Below are 19,780 nucleotides of genomic sequence, written 5' to 3'. Positions count from 1 at the left end.
GCGCCAATCAGAGGGGCATACAATGGACAACGGGAAGAGCAGAATCCAATCGAAACGCGACGGGCTTTCGCGCCGCAACGTGCTGGAGCTGGGCGCGCTCGGCCTGGCGGCAGCGATGCTGCCGGGCAGCGCCTTTGCCAAGACCAAGAAGCTGAAAGTGGCGGCGATCTTCGCCACGCCGATCGAGGAGCCGTGGGACAACCAGATCCACGTTGCCCTGCAGAAGGCCGAGAAGGAACTCGGCATCGAATACAAATGGTCGGAGAAGGTGCAGACCGCCGATTTCAGCCGTGTCATGCGCGAATATGCGCAGGGCGGCTATGAGCTGGTGTTGGGCGATGCCTTCGCCGCCGAGCGCGAATCGCGCAGGACCGCCAAGCAGTTCCCGAAGACCGCCTTCCTGTTCGGCTCCGGCGCCGGGCCGGCCGAGCCGAATTTCGGCGTTTTCGACAACTGGATCCACGAGCCGGCCTATCTGTCCGGCATGATCGCCGGAAAGATGTCGAAGTCAGGCACGGTCGGCGCCGTCGCGGCGATGGGCATTCCGGAAGTGAACCGGCTGGTCAACGCTTTCTTTGCCGGCGCCAGGGAGGTCAATCCCAACATCAAGAAGAAGGTCGCCTTCATCGGCTCGTTCTTCGATCCGCCAAAAGCAAAGGAAGCGGCGGTCGCCCAGATCGACGCCGGCGTCGACGTCATCTATGCCGAGCGCTTCGGCGTCATCGAAGCGGCGGCGGAGAAGAAGATCCTCGCCATCTCCAACATGTCGGACCAGTCGAGCCTCGGCCCCGACACCGTGATCACCGGGCCGGTCTGGGACATGTATCCGACCGTCGAGCAGGCGATCAAGCTGGTCAAGGCCGGCGTCTTCACCGCGCAGGATTACGGCGATTTCTCGCGCATGGCCAAGGGCGGCTCCTACCTCGCGCCCTACCACAAGTTCGACAAGACGCTGCCGGCCGAGGTCAAGGAACTGGTCGAGAAGAAGAAGGCCGAGATACTCGATGGCAATTTCCGCGTCGACGTCGATGAGAATACGCCGGTCTCGGACTGAGCGATGTCTTTTGGGGGTCTGGCGCTTGTCGCACCCCCCTCTGGCCTGCCGGCCATCTCCCCCTCAAGGGGGGAGATTAGCAGCTTCGCCGACAGCACCTCTTCTTCAGCGCTGACGATTTGCGAAAGCCGAAGTGACATCCGATCTCCCCCCTTGAGGGGGAGATGGCCGGCAGGCCAGAGGGGGGTGCAGCGCATTCCCGTCGATCAAAGCTGAACCGTAAAGCCAATTCCGATCGGGAGCACCCTTGTCAACGCCTGCCCCTCTCATCGAAATGCGCGGCATCTCCAAGAACTTTGGCGCCGTCAAGGCGAACGAGGCCGTCGATCTCAGCGTGGCGCCGGGCGAAATCCTCGGGCTGCTCGGCGAAAACGGCGCCGGCAAGACGACGCTGATGAACGTGCTGTTCGGCGCCTATGCGCCCGATGCCGGCGAGATCCTGGTGCAGGGCCGGTCGGTGGCGATCAACAGTTCGGCCGATGCGCTGGCCGCCGGCATCGGCATGGTGCACCAGCATTTTCATCTCGCACCGCGGCTTTCGGTGCTGGAGAACCTCTTGATCGGCATTCCCGGCAGATCGGGCCGGATCGACCGCGCCGGCGGGCTGGCGCGGCTCGCCGAGATCGGCCGCCAGCACGGGCTGACGCTCGACCCGGACCTCCCCGTCTCGGCGCTGTCGGTCGGCGAGCAACAGCGGCTCGAAATCGTCAAGGCGCTGTTTCGCGGCGCAAGGCTGCTGATCCTCGACGAGCCGACGGCGGTGTTGGCGCCAACCGAGGTCGACGGGCTGTTTTCGGCGCTGCGCTCGATGGCGGCACAAGGGCTCGGCATCATCTTCATCTCGCATAAGCTCAACGAGGTGCGGGCGCTGACGCATCGCTGCGTTGTGCTCCGGCATGGGCGCGTTGCCGGCCGCGTCGATGCGCCGGCCAGCACCACGTCCTCGGAGATGGCGCGGCTGATGTGCGGCCACGAGATCGTGCCTCCGGCCAGAGGACCGTCGATGCCCGGCGCGGCCGTGCTGACCCTCGACGGTATCTCGACATCGCATCATTCCGGCATGGCGCTGCGCGATGTTTCGCTGTCGGTTCGTGGCGGCGAGATCCTTGGCATCGCCGGCGTCTCCGGCAATGGCCAGCGCGCGCTTGCCGAGGTCATCTCCGGCGTGCGTGCGCCCGATGCCGGGAAGATGACCATAGCCGGCAAAACGGTTTCGCGGTTCTCGCCGAGCACAGTCCAGGCGCTCGGCCTCGGCCGCATCCCGGAAGACCGCATGACGACAGGGCTGGTCACCAATCTGCCGCTTGCCGATTCGATGGTGCTGCCGCGCATCGGCATGGCGGCGTTCAGCCGCAACGGCCTGCTCAAGCCGGATGCGATCCGCGCCTTCGCCGAGGCGCAGATCAAAGCCTACGATATACGTTGCCCCGGGCCGATGACGCGCGCCGGGGCGCTTTCCGGCGGCAATCTGCAGAAGGCGCTTTTGGCGCGCGAACTCGCCTTCGATCCGAAGGTGCTGATCGTTTCGCAGCCGACTCGCGGCCTCGACATCGGCGCCGCGCGCTTCATCCACGAAAAATTCCTCGACATGCGCGCCAAGGGCTGCGGCATCGTCGTCATCGGCGAGGATCTGGAAGAGTTGCTGATGCTCTCGGATCGTATCGCGGTGATGTATGAGGGCCGCATCGTCGGCACGCTGAACAGCGCCGACGCCAGCATCGCCAGACTCGGGTTGATGATGACCGGAGCGGAGGGCCATGCCTGATGTTCCGTCTCGAGGCCCGCACCTCAACGCCCGCCTGGTTCAATCTGGCGCTGCCGCTGCTCGCCATCGGCGCGACGCTGATCCTGTGCAGCGGCCTCATTGCACTGGCTGGCGCCGGCGTCGTCGAGGCTTATGGCGTTATGTTTTCGGCGTCGCTGGGCGACAGCTACGCCGTCACCGAAACGCTGGTCCGTGCCGCGCCGATGATCTTCACCGGACTGGCCGTGGCAGTCGCCTTCCGCGCCAAATTCTGGAATATCGGCGCCGAAGGGCAATTGCTGGCTGGTGCGGTGTCGAGCTGTGCCGTCGGTGCAATCCCGATGCCGGGGCCGCTCGCCATGCTGCTGATGGCGCTGGCGGGTGCCGCCGCCGGCGCGGCCGTCGCACTGATCCCCGCCACGCTGCGGGTAAAATTCAGGGTCGATGACGTGGTCAGCTCGCTGCTGCTCAACTCGGTCATTTTCTACGCACTGATGGCGCTGATCGAGGGGCCATGGAAGGACAGTTTCAGCGGCTACCCGATCTCGCCGCCGATCGAGGATACGGCCAATTTTCCGGTGCTGCTCGAAGGCACGCGGCTGCATCTCGGGGTCGTCGCGGCGCTGGTCGCCGCACCGGTCATCTGGTTCGTGGTCGCGCGCACCACGCTCGGCTTCCGCATCAGGGTCACCGGCGAAAACCCGGAAGCCGCACGCTATGGCGGCATCAATGTCGAGCGGGTGCTGATTTCGACGGCGCTGCTGTCTGGCGCATTGGCCGGCCTTGCGGGCGTCGGCGAGGTCGGCGGCGTGCATTTCCAGGTGATGAGCGACATCTCGCCGGGCTATGGCTATTCCGGCATCGTCGTCGCCATGCTGGCGAGGCTCAATCCGCTCGGCGTCGTGCCGGCGGCGATCTTCCTTGCCGCGGTGATGACCGGCGCCGAGGCGATGTCGCGGGCGACCGGCGTTCCGGCCTTCCTCAGCGATGTCATCCAGGGAACGGCGCTGCTCGCCATGCTGGTGGCGCTGCTGTTCACCGCCTATCGCATCCGTCGCGTGGGAATAGCCAAATGAGCGTGGTGCTGGAACAGATCTTCCAGGTCGGCTTCCTCGCCGCGATCATCCGCATCGCCACGCCGCTGGCCTTCGCGACGCTGGGCGAGATGTTCTCCGAGCGCGCCGGGGTGCTCAATCTCGGCATCGAAGGCATCATGCTTTTGTCAGCGATGACCGGCTTCACCGCGGCGAGCCTCAGCGGCAGCCTCTGGCTTGGCGTGCTAGCGGCGGTGCTGACCGGGGCGCTGATGGGCGCCATACACGCGCTGTTCACCGTGGCGCTCGGCCTCAGCCAGCATGTCTGCGGCATCGGCGTGACGCTGTTCTCGTCGGGCCTCGCCTATTTCCTCTACCGGCTGATCTTCGGCCAGCAATCGGTACCGCCGAACATCAAGGGATTCGAGACGCTGCCGATCCCGATCCTGTCCGACATACCGGTGCTTGGGCCGGCGGTGTTCAATCAGTTCTCGCTGGTCTACATGGCGATGCTGGCCATACCGCTGGCCGCCTTCGTGCTCTACCGCACGCCTTGGGGCCTAGCGCTGCGCATGGTCGGCGAAAACCCGCGTGCCGCCGATTCTGCCGGCGTCAGCGTCATTGCGACACGCTTCCAGGCGGTGATCCTCGGCGGTGCCTTGATGGGACTGGCCGGTGCCTTCCTGTCGATGGCGCAATTCAACGCCTTCACCTTCGGCGTGGTTTCGGGGCGTGGCTGGGTGGCAATCGCGCTCGTCGTTTTCGGCCGCTGGGATCCGTGGCGATCGGCAGGCGCGGCACTGCTGTTTGCCTTCGTCGACGCCTTGCAGTTGCGTATGCAGGCGAGCGGGCTTGGCCATATCCCCTACGAGGCCTTCCTGATGCTGCCGTTCATCTTCACCATCGTCGCTATGGCCGTGATGTCGCGCAATGCGGTGGCCCCGTCGGCGCTGCTCAAGCCGTTCCGGCGCGAAGAGCGGTAGCGGCGCTTCGCCCTTCACATCGCGGTGAAGCCGTTATCGACGAACAGATGGGCGCCGTTGACGAAGCTGGCCTCGTCGCTGGCCAGGAACAGGGCTGCCTTCGCGACCTCTTCCGGCTCGCCGATCCGCCCTTGCTGCGCCGCCATTGCCGCGTCGGAGACATCGACGCCGAGTTTGTCGAGATCGGCGACCTCGCGCAGGCCATGCGGTGTCCTGATGAAGCCTGGACAGACCGCATTGCAGCGGATATTGCGGTCGCGGAACTCGACGGCGATGGCACGCGCGAACATATGGCAGGCGCCCTTGGTGGTGTCGTAAAGCACCTCCATCGGCGTCGCCGCCACCGCCGAGATCGACGAGGTGCAGACGATGGAACCGCCTCCGGCGGCGATCATGCCGGGCAGCACAGCACGCGTCATCAGGAACATCGAACGCACATTGACGGCATGCAGCCAGTCCCATTCCTGCAGCGTGGTCTCCAGGAAGGGTTTGATGACGAGGGTGCCGGCATGGTTGAACAGAACCGTGACCGGGCCGAATTTTTCCGTCGCGCCCTTCACCGCCGCTTCGACCTGCGCCTCATCCGATACGTCGGCGACCCAGTGTTCGGCGACATGGCCGCGTTGCCTGATTGCCGCTGCGGTGGCCGCCGCCGCTTCGCCGTTGCGGTCGACGATCGCCACCTTGGCGCCCTCGGCCGCGAAAAGCTCCGAGGCCGCACCGCCCATTCCCGTCGCGCCGCCCGAAATGATGGCGACCTTGCCGGCCAGTCTTGTCCCCATGGTTTGCTCCCTGCTGCCTTGCCGTGACGTCGCGGCTTTCCGCTGAAGCGATGCTATCCCTCATCCATTGGATGGCCAAGGAGCCACAGACACATGGACCTGACGTTTCCTGCCGTCACCCCGGCATGCCGCAAAAGGCAGCGCTAAGCAGTAAAAGCACTAACTTGTCCGCCGTTTGGAGAAAATTGTTCTAAGGATCGCGCGAAAATAGCACTCGACAAAGTCTACTGATTTTATAGATTAAGCGCCGAGACGGAGGTCGATATGTCCTATAGCCAGAACGCTCAGACTGCCCGCAAAGGCCAAAGGCTGGGTTCCGACCAGGTGTGGCGGCCGGCCTATGCCGGTGCTTTCGCCTATCTCGTCTTTGCCCTTGCGTTTGTATTCACCGGGGCAGTGGTACTGGGGCTGATCCCCTGATTGTCAAGGCTCTGATCATCGAGGCTTCCTCGGGATAGCGGCCTGCCGTTTGCAGAAATTCCGGAGTTGATGAACCGAATGCCGGTGTGCATTTGCGCGCCCTGATTCCAACGTGATGGAGGAGATGGCAATGCCGATCGAGTTCACGCATGTTCCCGGTAAGATCCACGCTGCCGACGCCAGCTTTTTCTATGACTTTGTCGAGACCGCGACGAAGCTGTCACTGATCGAGGATGCTGGATTCCAGAGGATCGTCATCGACGACCAGGCCGGGCTGCTGACCAATATGGACCTTGCCGCCCAGACGCTGGACCGGACCTCGTCCCTGGAGGTCGTGCTCACGCATTGGGCAGGCGTGATCGAACCAACCGTGGCGGCGCGACAACTCGCTGCCCTCGACGCGAGAAGCGGTGGCCGGCTGTCGCTCAGGATGCTCAGCGAGCCGCTGAGCGACGACGATGCCGAGGCACGTCCGGCCGGCCACACAGTGGTCTGGCAACGCATTGATGAATATCTGGTGCTGCTGAAGCGGTTGTGGTCGAACGACAGGCCGTTCGACCATGAAGGCACCTTTTACAGCATCAAAGGCGGCTATGTGCCGCGCAAGGGGCCGCATGGTGCCGATGTGACCATCCGCATGGGCGGGCAGTCGGGCACTGCGCTCAGGGTCGCGGGCAGGCATGCGGACGTGTTCGAACTGGCGCCTGGCTCGCTTGCAGAAATCCGCCAGTCAATGGAGCGCGTACGCGGCGCTGCTGCCGAACACGGCCGGGCCGGCAAGCTGCGTTTCGCGCTTCCCGTCCGAATCCGTTCGGAAGACAAATCGGCCGCTTCCTGCCAGAAGGCGCTCGAACTTGCCGGGCCGCCGGCGCAGGTCGCGCTGTCGCTGCTTTCCTACGCCGCTTTGGGGATCAAGGAGTTCATGATCGTCGGCGTCGACAGGCCACGCGAGATTGCGACCGCCGGCCGCGAGGCGATCGCGCTCTTGCGCAATTCACTGGCACGGCGCGAGGCCGATGTCCCTCAGCCGGGGGCGTTTGCGTCACGCGCGACACAGGGAGCACGCGCCGGCTGCTGAAAAGCCACCGTCGTCCCGCGCCTTGGTGACGGGTCTACCACCATTCCGGGAAAGCCGCGTAAGCGGCCTTGGCCAGCGTCGGGATCTCCTCGTCGGGAACCGAGTTGTAGGGCCAGAGCAATCGCGGACCGAGCGGCGCCCAGCCGCCGGCCGCCGCCATCGCCTTGTCGAGTGCTGCATCGCTGACATCGTAACGGGTGCGAAACGGTAGAACATGTGCGGCGAGGAACGCCCATATGCGGGCCTCGACCTCGGCAGCTGCGACCATGTCGGTGCGGATCATCTGCCACCACTGCACCGCGCCCTTCGGGTTGAGGCAGGCAACGTTGGAATAGCTGCCATGGGCACCTCCAGCATAGCCTGTTGCCAGCGTGTGGCCGGGGACGAAGACGGAAAATCCGTCCAGTTTGCGGCGCGTGTCGGCATACCAGCCGGCGTCGCCGCCCGGCAGCTTGGCGCCGACCAGCGATGGCACGGCCGCACGCAGACTGGCGATGCCGTCGAGCGTCAGGTGGCGCTTGGCGTGCAGCGGATTGTAGAGCACCAGCGGCGTTTCAGGCGCGGCGTCGCACAGGCCGCCGGCAAAGCGCATGACCTCGTCGTCGCTGGGCGGCCACCAGTCGGGCAGCGTGAACTGCACCGCCGCCGGGCGAAGTCCGGCGACCCGCGTCAGTCGCTCCAGCGCGACGCGCGGATTGGACTGGCTGATGCCGATCTGGAAAGGAAGGCGCGCGCGGCCGGCTATGGTTGCGACCAACTCACAAAGCCGGTCAAATTCGGGCTCGGTCTGGCAATGGAATTCGCAGGCCGTGCCATTGCAATAGACGCCGTCGACGCCTGAGGCGCAGAGTCGGGCGATCGTCTCTTCCGTCGCCTGCCAGTCGATCGCTCCGCGATCGTCGATGGCCAGCATCACCGCGCCCCAGATGCCGCGCGGTGCGTGTGCGGGCAAGCGGGCCAGATGGTCGTCGAGGTCAGCGTCCACCGGCGATCTCGTGTTCGCGGCGGGTTTCGTTCGACGCGAAGGCAGCCTCGATAATGGCGACGATCTTGCGCGCATAGATGCCGTCGACCGGCACCGGCGTGTCATCGGCAATGGCATCGCGCATTGCGCTCCATTCGCGCACCAGCGCGTTATGCATCCAGTTCGGCTCAAAGGAACCGGGCAGCTCGGTCCAGACCGTCTCGCGGCCAAGCATGGTGCCGCGGTCCATGTCGATGCGCAGCGTTCCCCGCTCGCAGACCAGATCCATGGCATAGGTGGTGGCGCCGGTGCGATAGCCGACGCTCTGCACCTGGCCGATGCCGCCGCCGGCGAAGCGCAATCCGAGCAGAGCGCTGTCGTCTGCTTCCTGGTCATGGAACTTGGCGCCGAGCATGCCGCTCACCGACACGACATCGTCATCCATCAGCCAGACCAGGCGATCGACCGCGTGGATGCCGGCCGTCAACAGCATGCCGCCGCCGGTCGCCTTGCGCAGATGCCAGTCGCGGCGATTGTGCTCCATCCACAGCTTGATGATCCAGCTCGATCCGGCGAGCGGCCGGCCGAGCTCGCCTTCCTCCAGAATTTGCCTGGCCGCCATGCAGGGCAGGGCGAAATGCATGAGGTGGGCGACCATCAGCTTGACGCCACCCTTGGCCACGGCGGCGTTGATCGCATCGCAGGCAGCCACCGTCGGCGCCATCGGTTTTTCGAGCAGGATATGCTTGCCGGCCTTTGCCGCGCCGATGGCCATTTCGGCATGGAGATGGTGCGGGCTGGCAATGAGGACCGCATCGACCTCCTTGTCGTCCAGCAGCCTTCGCCAGTCCGCGTAGCCGCGGCCGCCATGTTCAGCGGTGAATTGCTGCAGTGCGTCGGCATTTCCTCGAGAGGCGGCGACGAGGCGAATGCCGCCAGCCTCAGGGATTGCCCGCGCATGGGCTGCGCCGAAATCGCCGGCGCCGATAATTCCTATTCCAATCATGGTCCTGCCTTTTGATAGGCGGCGTCGATCAGCGACATCGCCGCAACGTAATCTTCGATGGACACCGGCGGAGGCGCCTTTCTGGCCAGCCGGTCAAGCGTATCGCGCATGAACAGACGATAGCGCGTCGCCGGCAGTTCGACCGGCAAGTCGGCGATTGCCGCGTCGTCGAGCGTTGCGCAGATAACATGGTCGCCATGATCGATGAGGGTGGCATTGGCACTGACGATGCGCCACTCGAAGTCACCGCCGGGGCGCATCGAAGCAAAGGTGTAACCGGCCTCGACGATGAACAGCGCGCCGGCCTCGTCTTCCAGCACCAGAAGTGCGTGATCCTCGACCGGGCCGGGATGGATGCGGTTCGCGATCGAAACGCTTTTCAGGCCGAGCTTGCCGGTTGCCAGGCTGAGTGCCGCGTCGACGCCGTGTATGCCGAGATTCCTCAACGCACCCCCGCCACCAACCGCCGGGTCGAGCACCCAGGCGACACCGTCGGCGATGTAGCGTTGCGGCGGGCCGTTGACCAGCCGGAACTGGCAATGCGCCACGGGGCCGGCGCGACCTTGCCGGCGCAGCCGTTCAAGGCCGGCAACGGCCGGCCCGAAACGGTTGGGCAGGGGAACAGCGACAAAAGCCTGGTACTGCCTGGCAAGGTCGCGCAGCGCCATCAGTTCCCTCGTATGGCTGGCCGCCGGCTTCTCCAGGATCAGCGGTATCCTTGCCGCGATGATCGCACGTGCCCGCGCCGGCACCATCGAAGGGTGCCCCATCAACAGGATCACATCCGGCGGGCTGGAGAGTATCTCCTTGAAATCTTCGATAAACGGCAGGTCGTGGTGCGCGGCGAACGCATGGGCTTGGCCAGGATTCTCGTCCCAGATACCGGCGATCTCCGCACCGGAAAAGCGTGCGGCGTCGAGGTGCATTTCGGCGTGCCAGTGGCTCGAGCCGGCGAGGATTATCTTCATTCGGGAGTAACACGTTGCTATGGGCTTGCAGGATATCCTACAAGTGGCTATACGACAAGCGGCGGGCAAGCTTCAGCGGATGATGAAAGCAGTGGGATGGCGGAACTGAAGTCGATCGAACCGTTGAGCAGACCACCGCTGCTGCACGTCACCGTGCAGGAAAGCCTCCGGGCCTATATCGAAAGCAACCAGCTCAAGGCCGGCGATCCCTTGCCGCCGGAGACGTTCCTGGCGCAGCGGCTCGGCGTCGGCCGCAACTCCGTGCGGGAGGCCATCAAGGCGCTGGAATCGATTGGCATCCTGGAGACACGGCGCGGCATCGGCGTGTTCGTCAAGGAGTTCTCGTTCAAGCCGCTGCTGGACAACCTGGCCTACGGTTTGCAGGATTCGCTGCGCGATGTCGAAGAGCTGCGCGAAATCCGCCGCGTGCTGGAAACCGGCCTCATCGCCAAGACGATCGAGATGATCAGCGCCGAAGATATCGAAGCGCTGCGCCAGTTGACCGAGCGCATGCGGCAACGTGCCGAGCGCCATGAGAGCTTCGCCGAAGAGGACCAGCAATTCCATCAGCTGCTGTTCCGCTGCCAGAACAATCGCATGCTGAGCGCGCTGATCGACATCTTCTGGATGGCGTTCAACAAGGCCTCGAATTTCACCAATCTCGACAATCCGACGCCGCTGGCGACATGGCGCGACCATCACGAGATCGTCGAGGCTGTCGCCGCCAAGGATGTCGACCAGGCGCGTCGGCGGCTCGATGACCATTACCGGGGGATCCAGCAGGTTATCGCCAAAAACCGAGCAAGCTGAAGAACAACCTGACTATGCCAAGGGAGGAAACCATGCGCATCAGGACCATCGCATTCTCAGTCGCCGGGCTGCTGCTCGCAAGCATTGCCCCATTGACCAGTGTCCAGGCACAAAGCGCCAAGACCATTGCGGGCGGCTTCGACGTCGGCCCCGGCGGTTTTCCCAAGAACTTCAACCCGCTGGTCGCGACCGGCGGCTACACCTGGCTCAGCACCTATTTTGAACCGCTGGTCATCTACAATGCCGGGCTGACCGAGATCGAAGGCGACCTCGCCAAGGACTACAAGATCAGCGACGACCAGCTGAGCTATACGTTCAACCTGGTCAACGAGACCTGGCACGACGGCAAGCCGTTCACCTCGAAGGACGTCAAGTTCACCCTCGAGCTTGCCAGGAACAAGGCCTCCGGCAGCCTGTTTGCCGCCCGCCTCGCCGACATCGCCTCGATCGATGCGCCGGATGACCACACCGCAGTGGTGAAGCTATCGAAACCGAACGGATCGTTTCTATCGATCCTGTCGCAGCTGATGATCCTGCCGGAGCATGCCCTGGCCGCACTGTCGCCGGAATCGCTGGCGACCAGCACCTGGTGGTCGACCACTCCGGTCGGCACCGGCCCGTTCAAGTTCAAGCGCTACGTGAGCGACCAATATGTCGAGCTGGCAGCCGATGACGATTATCGCGGCGGCAAGCCGAAGGTAGACGTGCTCATCAACCGCTATTTCGAGTCGCCGGCGGCGGCCGTTGCCGCGCTCCGTGCCGGCGAAATCCAGTTCACCTATGTCGAGCCCGACGATGCGGCATCGTTCAAGAGCGACAGCAATTTCAAGGTGATCGGAGGTGCCTCGTACGTGGTCAACTATATCGGCCTGAACCAGAAGGTCGACCTGTTTAGGGATATCCGTGTCCGCCAGGCGATCATGTACGCGATCGATCGCAACGGCATCATCGACAGCCTCTACGGCGGTGCCGCCGAGCCAGCCAATTGCGGCTATGTCGCGCCGCACCTTGTTCCCGCAGGCCTCGAACCCTATGCCTACGATCCGGCAAAGGCCAAGGCGCTGCTGAGCGAGGCGGGCTGGGACAAGATCAACGGCGACAAACCGATCACCCTGCTGACCTATTACGGCTCGCCGCAAGCGGCCAACGTGATGGCCGCCATCCAGTCGATGCTGGCCGAAGTCGGCATCAATGTGGTGCCGCGGGTCGTCGATACGCCGACCTACAATGGCATCGTCTACAAGCAAGGCACGCCGGACTGGAACGCCTTTCCGATGGTCTATGCCGGCCTGCAGAATGGCCCCAACCCGGCCGGCCTCAATCCCGGCCTCAACAAGTCGCAGATCCCGCCGGCAGGCTTCAACACCATGCGCATCGGGTTCGACGATCTGAGCGCTGCATTGGACGCCGCGCTAGGCCAGACCGATCCGGCCAAGCTCGATCAATCCTGGCAGGAGGTCTGCAAGGTCATGAACAAGGACCTGCCCTGGGCGACGTTGTGGGTGGCCAACCGCTATGGCGTGGCGTCGACCAAGCTGCATGACTTCGTCTGGACGCCGGCGCCGGGCGGCGGCCCCTACGCAGCTCACCCCGAGCGCTGGGACATCCAGTAAGAAACCCGCAAGCAAGCGAGCAGGCGGGACCACTTTGGCGCCGCCTGCCACCGCCACGGATAGCCGATGTTGAGCTTCATTGCCCGCCGCAGCGCCACAGGATTGCTGATGCTGGTCGCGCTCAGCGTCCTCATCTTCATCCTGTTGCGGCTGGCGCCGGGCGATCCGATCGACGCCTATATCAACCCATCGGTCCCCATGTCGGCTTCCGACCTCGAGGGCCTGCGCGAACGGCTCGGACTCGATCGGCCGCTTCCCGTGCAATATCTCGCCTGGCTGCGCGCGGCGCTGAGCGGTGACTTCGGCTATTCGATCCAGCGCAGCGGCGTTGCCGTGCTGCCACTGGTCATGGAACGCATCGGCCCGACGGCGCTGCTGATGGGTACGGGCCTGGCGATCGCCATCGTGCTCGGCATTTCCGCCGGCATTTTCAGCGCGGTGCGCCGTAACGAACCATCCGACATCGCGCTGTCGGTGCTGTCGTTTATCGGTATCTCCAGCCCGGCTTTTCTGACAGCGCTGCTCGGTCTCTATTTCTTCTCGGTGCTGCTGCGCTGGGCGCCGTCCGGCGGCATGCAGACCGCGGGTGCGCCGTTCTCGGCGACGGATGTGCTTGCGCACCTCGTCCTGCCCGCCTGCCTGCTGTCCGTCGGCCATGCCGCGCTGATCATGCGTTACATGCGCGCCTCGCTGCTGGAAGTGCTCAACCAGGATTACGTGCGGACGGCGCGCGCCAAGGGCGTGCGCGAGTTCTGGGTGATCATCAAGCACGCGACCCGCAATGCGCTCTTGCCGGTCATTACCTTGATCGGCTCTACTGTCGGCATCGCCATCGGCGGCGCTATCTTCCTGGAAAGCGTGTTCAACTGGCCGGGCATGGGACTGCTTCTGGTCAACGCCGTCGGCACCCGCGATTACCCGGTGATCATGGGCGCTACCCTGGTGATCGGCGTTTGCGTCATCCTGGTCAACCTCTTGACCGACGTCGTCTATGCCGTCGTCGACCCGCGCATTCAGGTGGCATGATGGCAATCACGGCGCCAGATCCTACAGTTGACCCGACAGCCGTGCCGCAAACCAAAGGCCCGCTTCGCCGCGCGCTCGACCGCTTTTTTGAAAACCGCGCGGCGCGTGCCGGGCTTTTGATCGTCATCCCGATCCTGCTGGCGGTTTCGACGTATCCTTTGTGGTGGCCGTTCGGTCCTAACACCATCGACCTCCGAGCAATGAACAAGGCGCCGTCGGCCATTCATTGGCTGGGCAGCGACGGCGTCGGGCGCGACGTCATGGCCCGGCTGCTGCAAGGCGGACGGATCTCACTGCTGGTCGCCGTCTGCTCGGTCGCCATATCGACCGTCATCGGCTTCCTGGTCGGCGCCGTCGCCAGCTTTGGCGGGCGTCTTGTCGACGGCACGGTGATGCGCCTGGTCGACCTGGCGATGACGCTGCCGCCGGTGATCTTCCTGCTGGTGCTGGCTTCGATCGCCGGCACCGGCATCGCCCCGACCATCCTGGTGATCTCGCTGCTCTCCTGGCCGGTGCTGTCGCGCATGGTGCGCGCCCGGCTGCTCGAACTGCGCGAGCGCGATTTCGTCGTTGCCGCCCGCGGCATGGGCGCGGGGCTGCCGCATCTGCTGTTCCGGCATGGCCTGCCCAATTGCATCGATATCCTGGTCGTCTACGCCACCTTGCAGATCGCCAACGCCATCCTGCTCGAGGCCGGCCTGTCATTCCTCGGCCTCGGCATCGCACCGCCCGAAGCCAGCTGGGGCAACATGCTCAATCTCGCCCGCTCCACCGTGGTGCTTGAAAATTACCCCTGGCAATGGATGTTCCCGGGCGCCGCACTGGTGCTCACCGTGCTCGCCATCAATTTCATCGGCGACGGCCTGCGCGACGCATTCGACCCCCGCTCCGATCTCAACTGACCTCAAAGGTTTATCAAAATGCCCCTGTTTACCGGCGTCGTGCCACCTGTCGTCACCCCGCTCAATGCCGATTTCAGCATCGACTTTCCGTCGTTCACCCGCACCATCGAGAACCTGCTCGACGGCGGCGTTCACGGGCTGTTCGTGCTCGGCTCGACCAGCGAGGTGGTCTTCCACGACGAGGCGGGCCGCAGGGCCGTCCTCGAGCACGCGGTCAAGGTCAATAACGGCCGGGTTCCGATCTTCGCCGGGGTCATCGACCCGACGACCGACCGCGTCATCAACCACGCCCGCATCGCCAGATCGGCCGGCGCCGACGCCATCGTCGTCACCGCGCCGTTTTATACCCGCACCAGCCAGCCGGAGATCGGCGACCACTTCCGCTATATCAAGGATGCGCTCGACATTCCGGTCATCGCCTACGACATCCCGGTCTGTGTCCACGTCAAGCTGGAGCGAAAGACCACGGTCGGCCTCGCCAGGGAAGGCGCCATCGCGGGCATCAAGGATTCCAGCGGCGATGACGGCAATCTGCGTTACGTGCTCAAGGACATGGCCGACGACCCCGGCTTCTTCGGCATGACCGGCTCCGAGATCCTGGTCGACAGCGTGCTGGCGATGGGTGCGCATGGCGTCGTGCCGGGGCTCGCCAATGTCGACCCGCATGGTTATGTCAGGCTGTGGAAGCTGACGCAGGCGGGCCAGCATGCCGAAGCCCGCGTGGAGCAGGAGCGGTTGCTGAAACTGTTCGAGATCGTCTGGATCTCGCTCGGCAGGACCAGCGCCGGCTCGGCCGGCGTCGGCGCCTTCAAGGCGGCGATGAAGAGCCTCGGCATCATCGCGTCGAACACCATGGCGCGGCCGCAGCGCAGCCTGAACGACGAGGAAACCGCAAAGATCGACATGATCCTTCGCGATGTGGGGCTGCTCCGCTGAGCGCCATGCCGATCCTCTCGATTTCCGGCCTGCGCGCGGTGTTCCGCATCGCGGGGCGCGACATCGCGGCGGTAAGGGATGTCGACCTGACGATCGGCTCCGGCGAGACGGTGGCGCTTGTCGGCGAATCCGGGTCCGGCAAATCTGTCACCAGCCTGTCGATCATCGGCCTGTTGCCAAAGAGGGTCGGACATATCGCCGAGGGGTCGATCGCGCTGCGGCGCAAGAACGGCACGGTTACCGAGCTGACCAGCCTCGATGCCGAGTCGCTGCGCAAGATACGCGGCAATGAGATCGGCATGGTGTTCCAGGAGCCGATGACCAGCCTCAACCCGGTCTACACGATCGGCGAGCAGATCGCCGAACCGATCCGCATCCATCTCGGCAAATCGCACCGCGAGGCAGAAGCAGACGCGGTGCGGCTGCTGGAACAGGTCGGCATTCCCGATCCGAAGCGGCGGGCGCGGCAATATCCACACGAACTTTCGGGCGGGATGCGCCAGCGTGCCACCATTGCCATGGCCCTGTCCTGCGATCCTGGTTTGCTGATCGCCGACGAGCCGACAACCGCATTGGACGTCACCATCCAGGCCCAGATCCTCGATCTTTTGGCCGACCTGCAGGCGCAGCGCGGCATGGGCATCCTGTTCGTCACCCACAATCTCGGCGTCGTCGCCGAAATCGCCGACCGGGTGGCGGTGATGTATGCCGGGCGTATCGTCGAAACAGGTCCGGTGAGCGAAGTGTTCACCCGTCCGCGTCATCCCTATACGGCAGGGTTGATGCGCTCGGTGCCGCGGCTCGGCCAGGCCACGGCGCTGAAGGCGGCGGGAACGCCGCTGCCGACCATTGCCGGAAATGTTCCGTCGCTTGCCTTGCTGCCCATGGGCTGTTCCTTCGCGCCGCGTTGCCCGATGGCTATCCCTGCCTGCCGCGCCGCGGTCCCTCCATCGTTTGCGGCGACGCCGACCCAGCAAAGCCGCTGCCTGCGCTGGGAGGAGCTCTGATGGCCGACGCCCCTTTCCTCGCTGTCAAAAACCTGACCAAGCATTTTGCGCCGACAGCGTTCTCGCGCGGACCCGTCGTAAGGGCGTTGGAGGATATTTCTTTCGATATCGGGCGTGGCCAGGTGGTCGGCCTGGTCGGCGAATCCGGCTCCGGCAAGACGACGATCGGCCGCTCGGTGCTGCGTCTGATCGAGCCGACATCCGGCCAAATCAACTATGACGGCACCGACATCACCAGGCTGGGTGCCGCTCAGTTGCGCCGCCAGCGCCGCAAGATGCAGTATATTTTCCAGGATCCCTTCGCCAGCCTGTCGCCGCGCATGACGATCGGGCAGATCCTCACCGAGGGCCTGGACATTCAAGGCATCGGCAAGAAGTCCGAGCGGCGGGCGAAGGCCGAGAAGGCACTTGCCGCGGTCGAATTGCCGGTCGACGCCTATGACCGTTACGCCCATGAATTTTCGGGCGGCCAGCGCCAGCGCATCGGCATCGCCCGGGCGCTGACGCTCGAGCCGGAATTCATCGTTGCCGACGAGCCGGTCTCGGCACTCGACGTCTCGATCCAGGCGCAAATCATCAATTTGTTGCGCGACCTGCAGCTCCGGCTCGGCCTGACCATGCTGTTCATTTCGCACGATCTGGCTGTCGTCGAGTACATCTGCGACATGGTCATCGTGCTCTATCTCGGGCGCATCATGGAGGTTGCGCCGGCGGCCGAGCTTTATGCCCGGCCGCAGCATCCCTACACGCGCGCGCTGCTGTCAGCCATTCCGTCGCTCGATCCGCTGGCCAGGCAAAGCCGGCAGGTGCTCAAAGGCGATATTCCAAGCCCGGCAAACCCGCCGTCGGGCTGCGTTTTCCGAACCCGTTGCCCGTTCGCGCTGGAAGCTTGCGCCGGGGCTGTACCGCCGCTGAGGGCGACAGCCGAGGGCCATCTGAAGGCCTGCATTCGCGACGACATCGCTTAGGTTTTCTGCCCTCGGCCTACGGGAGAACTTGGGCGAGATGGACAAGGTCGTCGGCCACAAAGTCCCAGCTCTCAAGAGGCGAGAGATCGGTCGTCTGCGCCGGGCCATGCTCTTTTGGCCGAGCAACAAAGGCGGTTCCGATACCGCATTTTCGTGCCGCGGCCAGGTCGTCATTGTGCGCGGCGATTAACACGGCCTCCGCAGGTCGCACCCCCAGGATCTCCACTGCGCGGAGATAAGCCTGCGGCGCAGGCTTGTAGGTGCCGAACACATCCGAGCCAAGGACGGTGTCCCAAGGCAGGCCGGCGCGCTTGGCCATATCCAGCAACAGCCGGGTATTGCCTCCCGACAAGGGCGCGATGATGAAGCGCTCCCTTAGCCTCGCAAGGCCTTTCAGCGAATCGGGCCACGGCTCCAGCCGGTGCCAGGCGAGGTTGAGTTCCTCAAGTTCGGCGGTCGGCAGCTCGGACGGGGCCAGCCCGAACTGGACGAGGGTGGCGTCCAGATTCTCCCTGTTGATCACGTCAAGTGACACGAAAGGCCGGTGCCCCGTCCGCACCGCCTCGGTCGAGGCGTCATAGCGCGACGCCCACGCATCGGCGAATTCACCGGGATCGACCTGCTCTGCACCAACTCGCGCGAGGAAGGCGCCGGCCTCTCTTGCGATACCGCTGCGCCAGTCAACGACGGTTCCCAGAACATCGAAGAATAGAACTCGAGTAGTGGTCATTGAGCTTTCCTCCGACCTCATTGAAACGTCGCCGACGCCAACCCATATGCAATGCGCGTCGGATGTTTCCTCCCATTCGTCCGGCGCGTTCCCCTCTGAAGGTTTTCGACCTTCACATCTGGCCGGGCTTTGCAGCCCGGCCTTTTTTTGCGGGTAAGTGAGCCAGCCGAGATCATGGCGCAGGTGTGCCCAGCGTATCGATGCGTTTCGCCAGCGCCGCGGGATCGCCAAGCACGCGCAGCGTCTTCAGCCGAGCTGTGCCGCCGGCAGCGATCGAGACGCCCGATGCCGGCACGCCAAGCGCCTTGGCTACCAGCCTTTCCAGCGCTCGATTGGCGGCTCCGTTTTCCGGCACGGCGCGGACGCGAGCCTTCAGATGGCTTCGTCCATCCGCCGATGTTTCGATGCCTTCCAGCCTGTCCATCGCTGATTTCGGCGTCAGCCGGACAAACAGGTCGATGCCGTCGGCGCGCGTGCGGAACGGCGCACTCATCGACGCCCTGGGCTCAGACGACCAGCGAAAGCACGGTGGTGAGCAGGAACTGCCGGATGAAGAACAGGATCAGCAGCAGGATGATCGGCGAGATGTCGATGCCGCCGAGGTCGGGCATGAAGCGGCGGATCGGCCGCAGCGCCGGCTCGGTCAGCCGATAGAGCATGTTGCTGATGGTGTCGACGAACTGGTTGCGGGAGTTGACGACGTTGAAGGCGTAGAGCCAGGAAAATATCGCCGAGGCGATGATGATCCACCAGTAAAGGTCAAGCGCCATGACAATGGTCTGAATGAGGGCGATCATGCCGGTCTCCGATTGTTGCCGACATGTAGCCACTGTAGCTGAAAGCGGCAAGAGCCGCCTTCTGCCGCATGGGCGAGGGCGCACGAACGGCCGAGCGGCATTTCGGCAGCAAGCGCAGCCTTGACAGGAAACCGCAGCGGCCGATAAAAGCCCCATCCGCTGGACGGGGCTGTAGCTCAGCTGGGAGAGCGCGTCGTTCGCAATGACGAGGTCAGGAGTTCGATCCTCCTCAGCTCCACCAGCGGATTTTTTCCGACCCTTTGCCTGGATGAATTCCAAGGAAGTCCTCCTTGGATTCGCGGCGTCTCTCAGACGAAGCTCGCGAACGCATTGCAGGCCTGCTGGCGGCTTGGCACTATCGTTGCCGGGTGGATTCACATCGGCGACGTAAAGACCCTCTACACCAGTAGCGTATGCGGCCTATTGCCACTGCGCCTCGTCCTTGCCAGACTTGGTCCGTCTTCAAAACCGAGGGGAATTCACCATGACCAGCACGACAAGGCGTGATTTTGTAGGTCTTACAGGAATGGCAGCGACTGCCCTGGCCGGTGCTGTTGCAACACGAGCTACCGCTGCGGAAAGCGACGTAGCGCCATCGTTCGATGAGGTTCTTCAAGAGTACAACCAAAACAACACAGAAAGGACTAGATCAAAGCTGGCGATCTATGTGGTCCTTTCTCATCTGCACGCCAGTCTCGAGGAGGAATTTAGCGACCTTGGGCTAGAGCTGCCTTTAGGGAAAAAGGTCTTGCCATCGAACCTGCCGGCCAATTTCGCCGACGCGCAGGTTGCACCCCTTCCTTGGCTCTTCAAGCCCTCGGAAGTTACCGACCACGAACGAAACGGCTATGCGGCGATTGCAATGCGAATGAACGCAGTGATGGCAAGACACACCGCCGACGTGAGTGTCGGGGTTTCGCATATCATGTCGCACAAGGGATAACCGCGACCTTGCCGG

General features: G+C 64.0%; 21 protein-coding genes and 1 tRNA gene. 15 read left to right on the top strand and 7 right to left on the bottom strand.

Annotated features, from left to right (window positions below; genetic code table 11):
• Positions 1-22: 22 nt before the first annotated feature.
• From NKH67_RS02670 to NKH67_RS02655, 4 genes are all read left to right on the top strand, one after another.
• On the top strand, positions 23-1,054 hold the full coding sequence (locus NKH67_RS02670; RefSeq protein ID WP_352470746.1) for a BMP family protein: 1,032 nt from the start codon (positions 23-25) through the stop codon (positions 1,052-1,054).
• 274 nt (positions 1,055-1,328) lie between these two features.
• Complete coding sequence (locus NKH67_RS02665) at positions 1,329-2,819, top strand: ABC transporter ATP-binding protein (protein WP_502893711.1); 1,491 nt, start codon at positions 1,329-1,331, stop codon at positions 2,817-2,819.
• Positions 2,819-3,874 (top strand): ABC transporter permease, encoded by a 1,056-nt coding sequence (locus tag NKH67_RS02660; protein ID WP_352500805.1) that lies wholly within the window; start codon positions 2,819-2,821, stop codon positions 3,872-3,874. Before NKH67_RS02665 ends, NKH67_RS02660 begins: the two co-directional genes overlap by 1 nt.
• On the top strand, positions 3,871-4,815 hold the full coding sequence (locus NKH67_RS02655; protein ID WP_352470744.1) for an ABC transporter permease: 945 nt from the start codon (positions 3,871-3,873) through the stop codon (positions 4,813-4,815). The genes NKH67_RS02660 and NKH67_RS02655 overlap by 4 nt, the downstream gene beginning before the upstream one ends.
• 14 nt (positions 4,816-4,829) lie before the next feature.
• Here the strand turns inward: NKH67_RS02655 and NKH67_RS02650 are convergent, their stop codons facing one another.
• Positions 4,830-5,597 carry an SDR family NAD(P)-dependent oxidoreductase gene (locus NKH67_RS02650; RefSeq protein ID WP_352470743.1) on the bottom strand — a complete coding sequence of 256 codons (768 nt, stop codon included), beginning with the start codon at positions 5,595-5,597 and terminating at the stop codon, positions 4,830-4,832.
• 264 nt (positions 5,598-5,861) lie between these two features.
• On the opposite strand from NKH67_RS02650, the gene NKH67_RS02645 reads away from it, so the two are divergent.
• Together NKH67_RS02645 and NKH67_RS02640 are read left to right on the top strand one after the other, a co-directional pair.
• Positions 5,862-6,017 (top strand): hypothetical protein, encoded by a 156-nt coding sequence (locus NKH67_RS02645; protein WP_023678176.1) that lies wholly within the window; start codon positions 5,862-5,864, stop codon positions 6,015-6,017.
• A gap of 130 nt (positions 6,018-6,147) precedes the next feature.
• A complete protein-coding gene (locus NKH67_RS02640) occupies positions 6,148-7,095 on the top strand; it encodes an LLM class flavin-dependent oxidoreductase (protein WP_352470742.1) in 948 nt (315 codons plus the stop codon).
• 34 nt (positions 7,096-7,129) lie between these two features.
• Here NKH67_RS02640 and NKH67_RS02635 read toward each other — a convergent pair whose 3' ends face one another.
• The 3 genes from NKH67_RS02635 to NKH67_RS02625 are packed head-to-tail and all read right to left on the bottom strand — an operon-like array spanning position 7,130 to position 10,033.
• Entirely contained in the window at positions 7,130-8,080 is a 951-nt protein-coding gene (locus tag NKH67_RS02635) for a dihydrodipicolinate synthase family protein (protein WP_352470741.1), read from the bottom strand.
• Complete coding sequence (locus NKH67_RS02630; RefSeq protein WP_352470740.1) at positions 8,070-9,065, bottom strand: Gfo/Idh/MocA family protein; 996 nt, start codon at positions 9,063-9,065, stop codon at positions 8,070-8,072. The genes NKH67_RS02635 and NKH67_RS02630 overlap by 11 nt, the downstream gene beginning before the upstream one ends.
• Positions 9,062-10,033: a Gfo/Idh/MocA family protein gene (locus NKH67_RS02625; protein WP_352470739.1), complete on the bottom strand. Its 972-nt coding sequence runs from the start codon at positions 10,031-10,033 to the stop codon at positions 9,062-9,064. Before NKH67_RS02625 ends, NKH67_RS02630 begins: the two co-directional genes overlap by 4 nt.
• A gap of 96 nt (positions 10,034-10,129) precedes the next feature.
• Here NKH67_RS02625 and NKH67_RS02620 point away from each other — a divergent pair, with 96 nt between their 5' ends.
• The 7 genes from NKH67_RS02620 to NKH67_RS02590 all read left to right on the top strand — a co-directional run bounded on the left by NKH67_RS02620 (position 10,130) and on the right by NKH67_RS02590 (position 17,295).
• The gene (locus NKH67_RS02620; RefSeq protein ID WP_352470738.1) at positions 10,130-10,843 is read left to right on the top strand and encodes a FadR/GntR family transcriptional regulator; all 714 of its coding nucleotides are present in this window, start codon (positions 10,130-10,132) and stop codon (positions 10,841-10,843) included.
• Between the two features lie 32 nt (positions 10,844-10,875).
• Entirely contained in the window at positions 10,876-12,456 is a 1,581-nt protein-coding gene (locus tag NKH67_RS02615) for an ABC transporter substrate-binding protein (RefSeq protein ID WP_353030246.1), read from the top strand.
• A gap of 66 nt (positions 12,457-12,522) precedes the next feature.
• Positions 12,523-13,482, top strand: coding sequence for an ABC transporter permease (locus NKH67_RS02610; protein WP_023678169.1), 960 nt, complete (start codon positions 12,523-12,525; stop codon positions 13,480-13,482).
• Complete coding sequence (locus tag NKH67_RS02605) at positions 13,479-14,384, top strand: ABC transporter permease (RefSeq protein WP_502893704.1); 906 nt, start codon at positions 13,479-13,481, stop codon at positions 14,382-14,384. Before NKH67_RS02610 ends, NKH67_RS02605 begins: the two co-directional genes overlap by 4 nt.
• Before the next feature lie 18 nt (positions 14,385-14,402).
• Positions 14,403-15,320: a dihydrodipicolinate synthase family protein gene (locus NKH67_RS02600; protein WP_352470734.1), complete on the top strand. Its 918-nt coding sequence runs from the start codon at positions 14,403-14,405 to the stop codon at positions 15,318-15,320.
• Positions 15,317-16,327 (top strand): ABC transporter ATP-binding protein, encoded by a 1,011-nt coding sequence (locus NKH67_RS02595; RefSeq protein ID WP_352470907.1) that lies wholly within the window; start codon positions 15,317-15,319, stop codon positions 16,325-16,327. The genes NKH67_RS02600 and NKH67_RS02595 overlap by 4 nt, the downstream gene beginning before the upstream one ends.
• Positions 16,327-17,295, top strand: a complete 969-nt coding sequence (locus tag NKH67_RS02590) for an ABC transporter ATP-binding protein (RefSeq protein WP_352470733.1) — start codon at positions 16,327-16,329, stop codon at positions 17,293-17,295. Before NKH67_RS02595 ends, NKH67_RS02590 begins: the two co-directional genes overlap by 1 nt.
• Before the next feature lie 16 nt (positions 17,296-17,311).
• Here NKH67_RS02590 and NKH67_RS02585 read toward each other — a convergent pair whose 3' ends face one another.
• The 3 genes from NKH67_RS02585 to NKH67_RS02575 form a co-directional block, all read right to left on the bottom strand.
• Entirely contained in the window at positions 17,312-18,046 is a 735-nt protein-coding gene (locus NKH67_RS02585; RefSeq protein WP_352500804.1) for a haloacid dehalogenase type II, read from the bottom strand.
• 151 nt (positions 18,047-18,197) lie between these two features.
• Positions 18,198-18,518 carry a DUF167 family protein gene (locus NKH67_RS02580; protein ID WP_352470731.1) on the bottom strand — a complete coding sequence of 107 codons (321 nt, stop codon included), beginning with the start codon at positions 18,516-18,518 and terminating at the stop codon, positions 18,198-18,200.
• 13 nt (positions 18,519-18,531) lie between these two features.
• Entirely contained in the window at positions 18,532-18,822 is a 291-nt protein-coding gene (locus NKH67_RS02575; RefSeq protein ID WP_023678162.1) for a YggT family protein, read from the bottom strand.
• Between the two features lie 165 nt (positions 18,823-18,987).
• Between NKH67_RS02575 and NKH67_RS02570 the strand changes: the two genes are divergently transcribed.
• Both NKH67_RS02570 and NKH67_RS02565 read left to right on the top strand, forming a co-directional pair.
• Positions 18,988-19,063: transfer RNA gene (locus NKH67_RS02570), tRNA-Ala, on the top strand.
• A gap of 243 nt (positions 19,064-19,306) precedes the next feature.
• On the top strand, positions 19,307-19,765 hold the full coding sequence (locus NKH67_RS02565) for a hypothetical protein (protein ID WP_352470730.1): 459 nt from the start codon (positions 19,307-19,309) through the stop codon (positions 19,763-19,765).
• The last annotated feature ends 15 nt before the right edge of the window (positions 19,766-19,780 follow it).

Origin of the sequence: Mesorhizobium sp. M0968 (assembly GCF_040319065.1) — a bacterium.
Lineage (GTDB): Bacteria > Pseudomonadota > Alphaproteobacteria > Rhizobiales > Rhizobiaceae > Mesorhizobium.
This window is presented reverse-complemented; position numbering and strand designations above follow the sequence as displayed.

Excerpts from the sequence above, each read along its gene's own strand:
- NKH67_RS02655 (WP_352470744.1), top strand. The coding sequence starts at position 3,871 with ATGAGCGTGGTGCTGGAACAGATCTTCCAGGTCGGCTTCCTCGCCGCG.
- NKH67_RS02670 (WP_352470746.1), top strand. The coding sequence starts at position 23 with ATGGACAACGGGAAGAGCAGAATCCAATCGAAACGCGACGGGCTTTCG.
- NKH67_RS02585 (WP_352500804.1), bottom strand. The coding sequence starts at position 18,046 with ATGAGGTCGGAGGAAAGCTCAATGACCACTACTCGAGTTCTATTCTTC.
- NKH67_RS02640 (WP_352470742.1), top strand. The coding sequence starts at position 6,148 with ATGCCGATCGAGTTCACGCATGTTCCCGGTAAGATCCACGCTGCCGAC.
- NKH67_RS02575 (WP_023678162.1), bottom strand. The coding sequence starts at position 18,822 with ATGATCGCCCTCATTCAGACCATTGTCATGGCGCTTGACCTTTACTGG.
- NKH67_RS02615 (WP_353030246.1), top strand. The coding sequence starts at position 10,876 with ATGCGCATCAGGACCATCGCATTCTCAGTCGCCGGGCTGCTGCTCGCA.
- NKH67_RS02660 (WP_352500805.1), top strand. The coding sequence starts at position 2,819 with ATGTTCCGTCTCGAGGCCCGCACCTCAACGCCCGCCTGGTTCAATCTG.
- NKH67_RS02620 (WP_352470738.1), top strand. The coding sequence starts at position 10,130 with ATGGCGGAACTGAAGTCGATCGAACCGTTGAGCAGACCACCGCTGCTG.
- NKH67_RS02590 (WP_352470733.1), top strand. The coding sequence starts at position 16,327 with ATGGCCGACGCCCCTTTCCTCGCTGTCAAAAACCTGACCAAGCATTTT.
- NKH67_RS02565 (WP_352470730.1), top strand. The coding sequence starts at position 19,307 with ATGACCAGCACGACAAGGCGTGATTTTGTAGGTCTTACAGGAATGGCA.
- NKH67_RS02600 (WP_352470734.1), top strand. The coding sequence starts at position 14,403 with ATGCCCCTGTTTACCGGCGTCGTGCCACCTGTCGTCACCCCGCTCAAT.
- NKH67_RS02630 (WP_352470740.1), bottom strand. The coding sequence starts at position 9,065 with ATGATTGGAATAGGAATTATCGGCGCCGGCGATTTCGGCGCAGCCCAT.
- NKH67_RS02580 (WP_352470731.1), bottom strand. The coding sequence starts at position 18,518 with ATGAGTGCGCCGTTCCGCACGCGCGCCGACGGCATCGACCTGTTTGTC.
- NKH67_RS02665 (WP_502893711.1), top strand. The coding sequence starts at position 1,329 with ATGCGCGGCATCTCCAAGAACTTTGGCGCCGTCAAGGCGAACGAGGCC.
- NKH67_RS02650 (WP_352470743.1), bottom strand. The coding sequence starts at position 5,597 with ATGGGGACAAGACTGGCCGGCAAGGTCGCCATCATTTCGGGCGGCGCG.
- NKH67_RS02625 (WP_352470739.1), bottom strand. The coding sequence starts at position 10,033 with ATGAAGATAATCCTCGCCGGCTCGAGCCACTGGCACGCCGAAATGCAC.
- NKH67_RS02610 (WP_023678169.1), top strand. The coding sequence starts at position 12,523 with ATGTTGAGCTTCATTGCCCGCCGCAGCGCCACAGGATTGCTGATGCTG.
- NKH67_RS02645 (WP_023678176.1), top strand. The coding sequence starts at position 5,862 with ATGTCCTATAGCCAGAACGCTCAGACTGCCCGCAAAGGCCAAAGGCTG.
- NKH67_RS02605 (WP_502893704.1), top strand. The coding sequence starts at position 13,479 with ATGATGGCAATCACGGCGCCAGATCCTACAGTTGACCCGACAGCCGTG.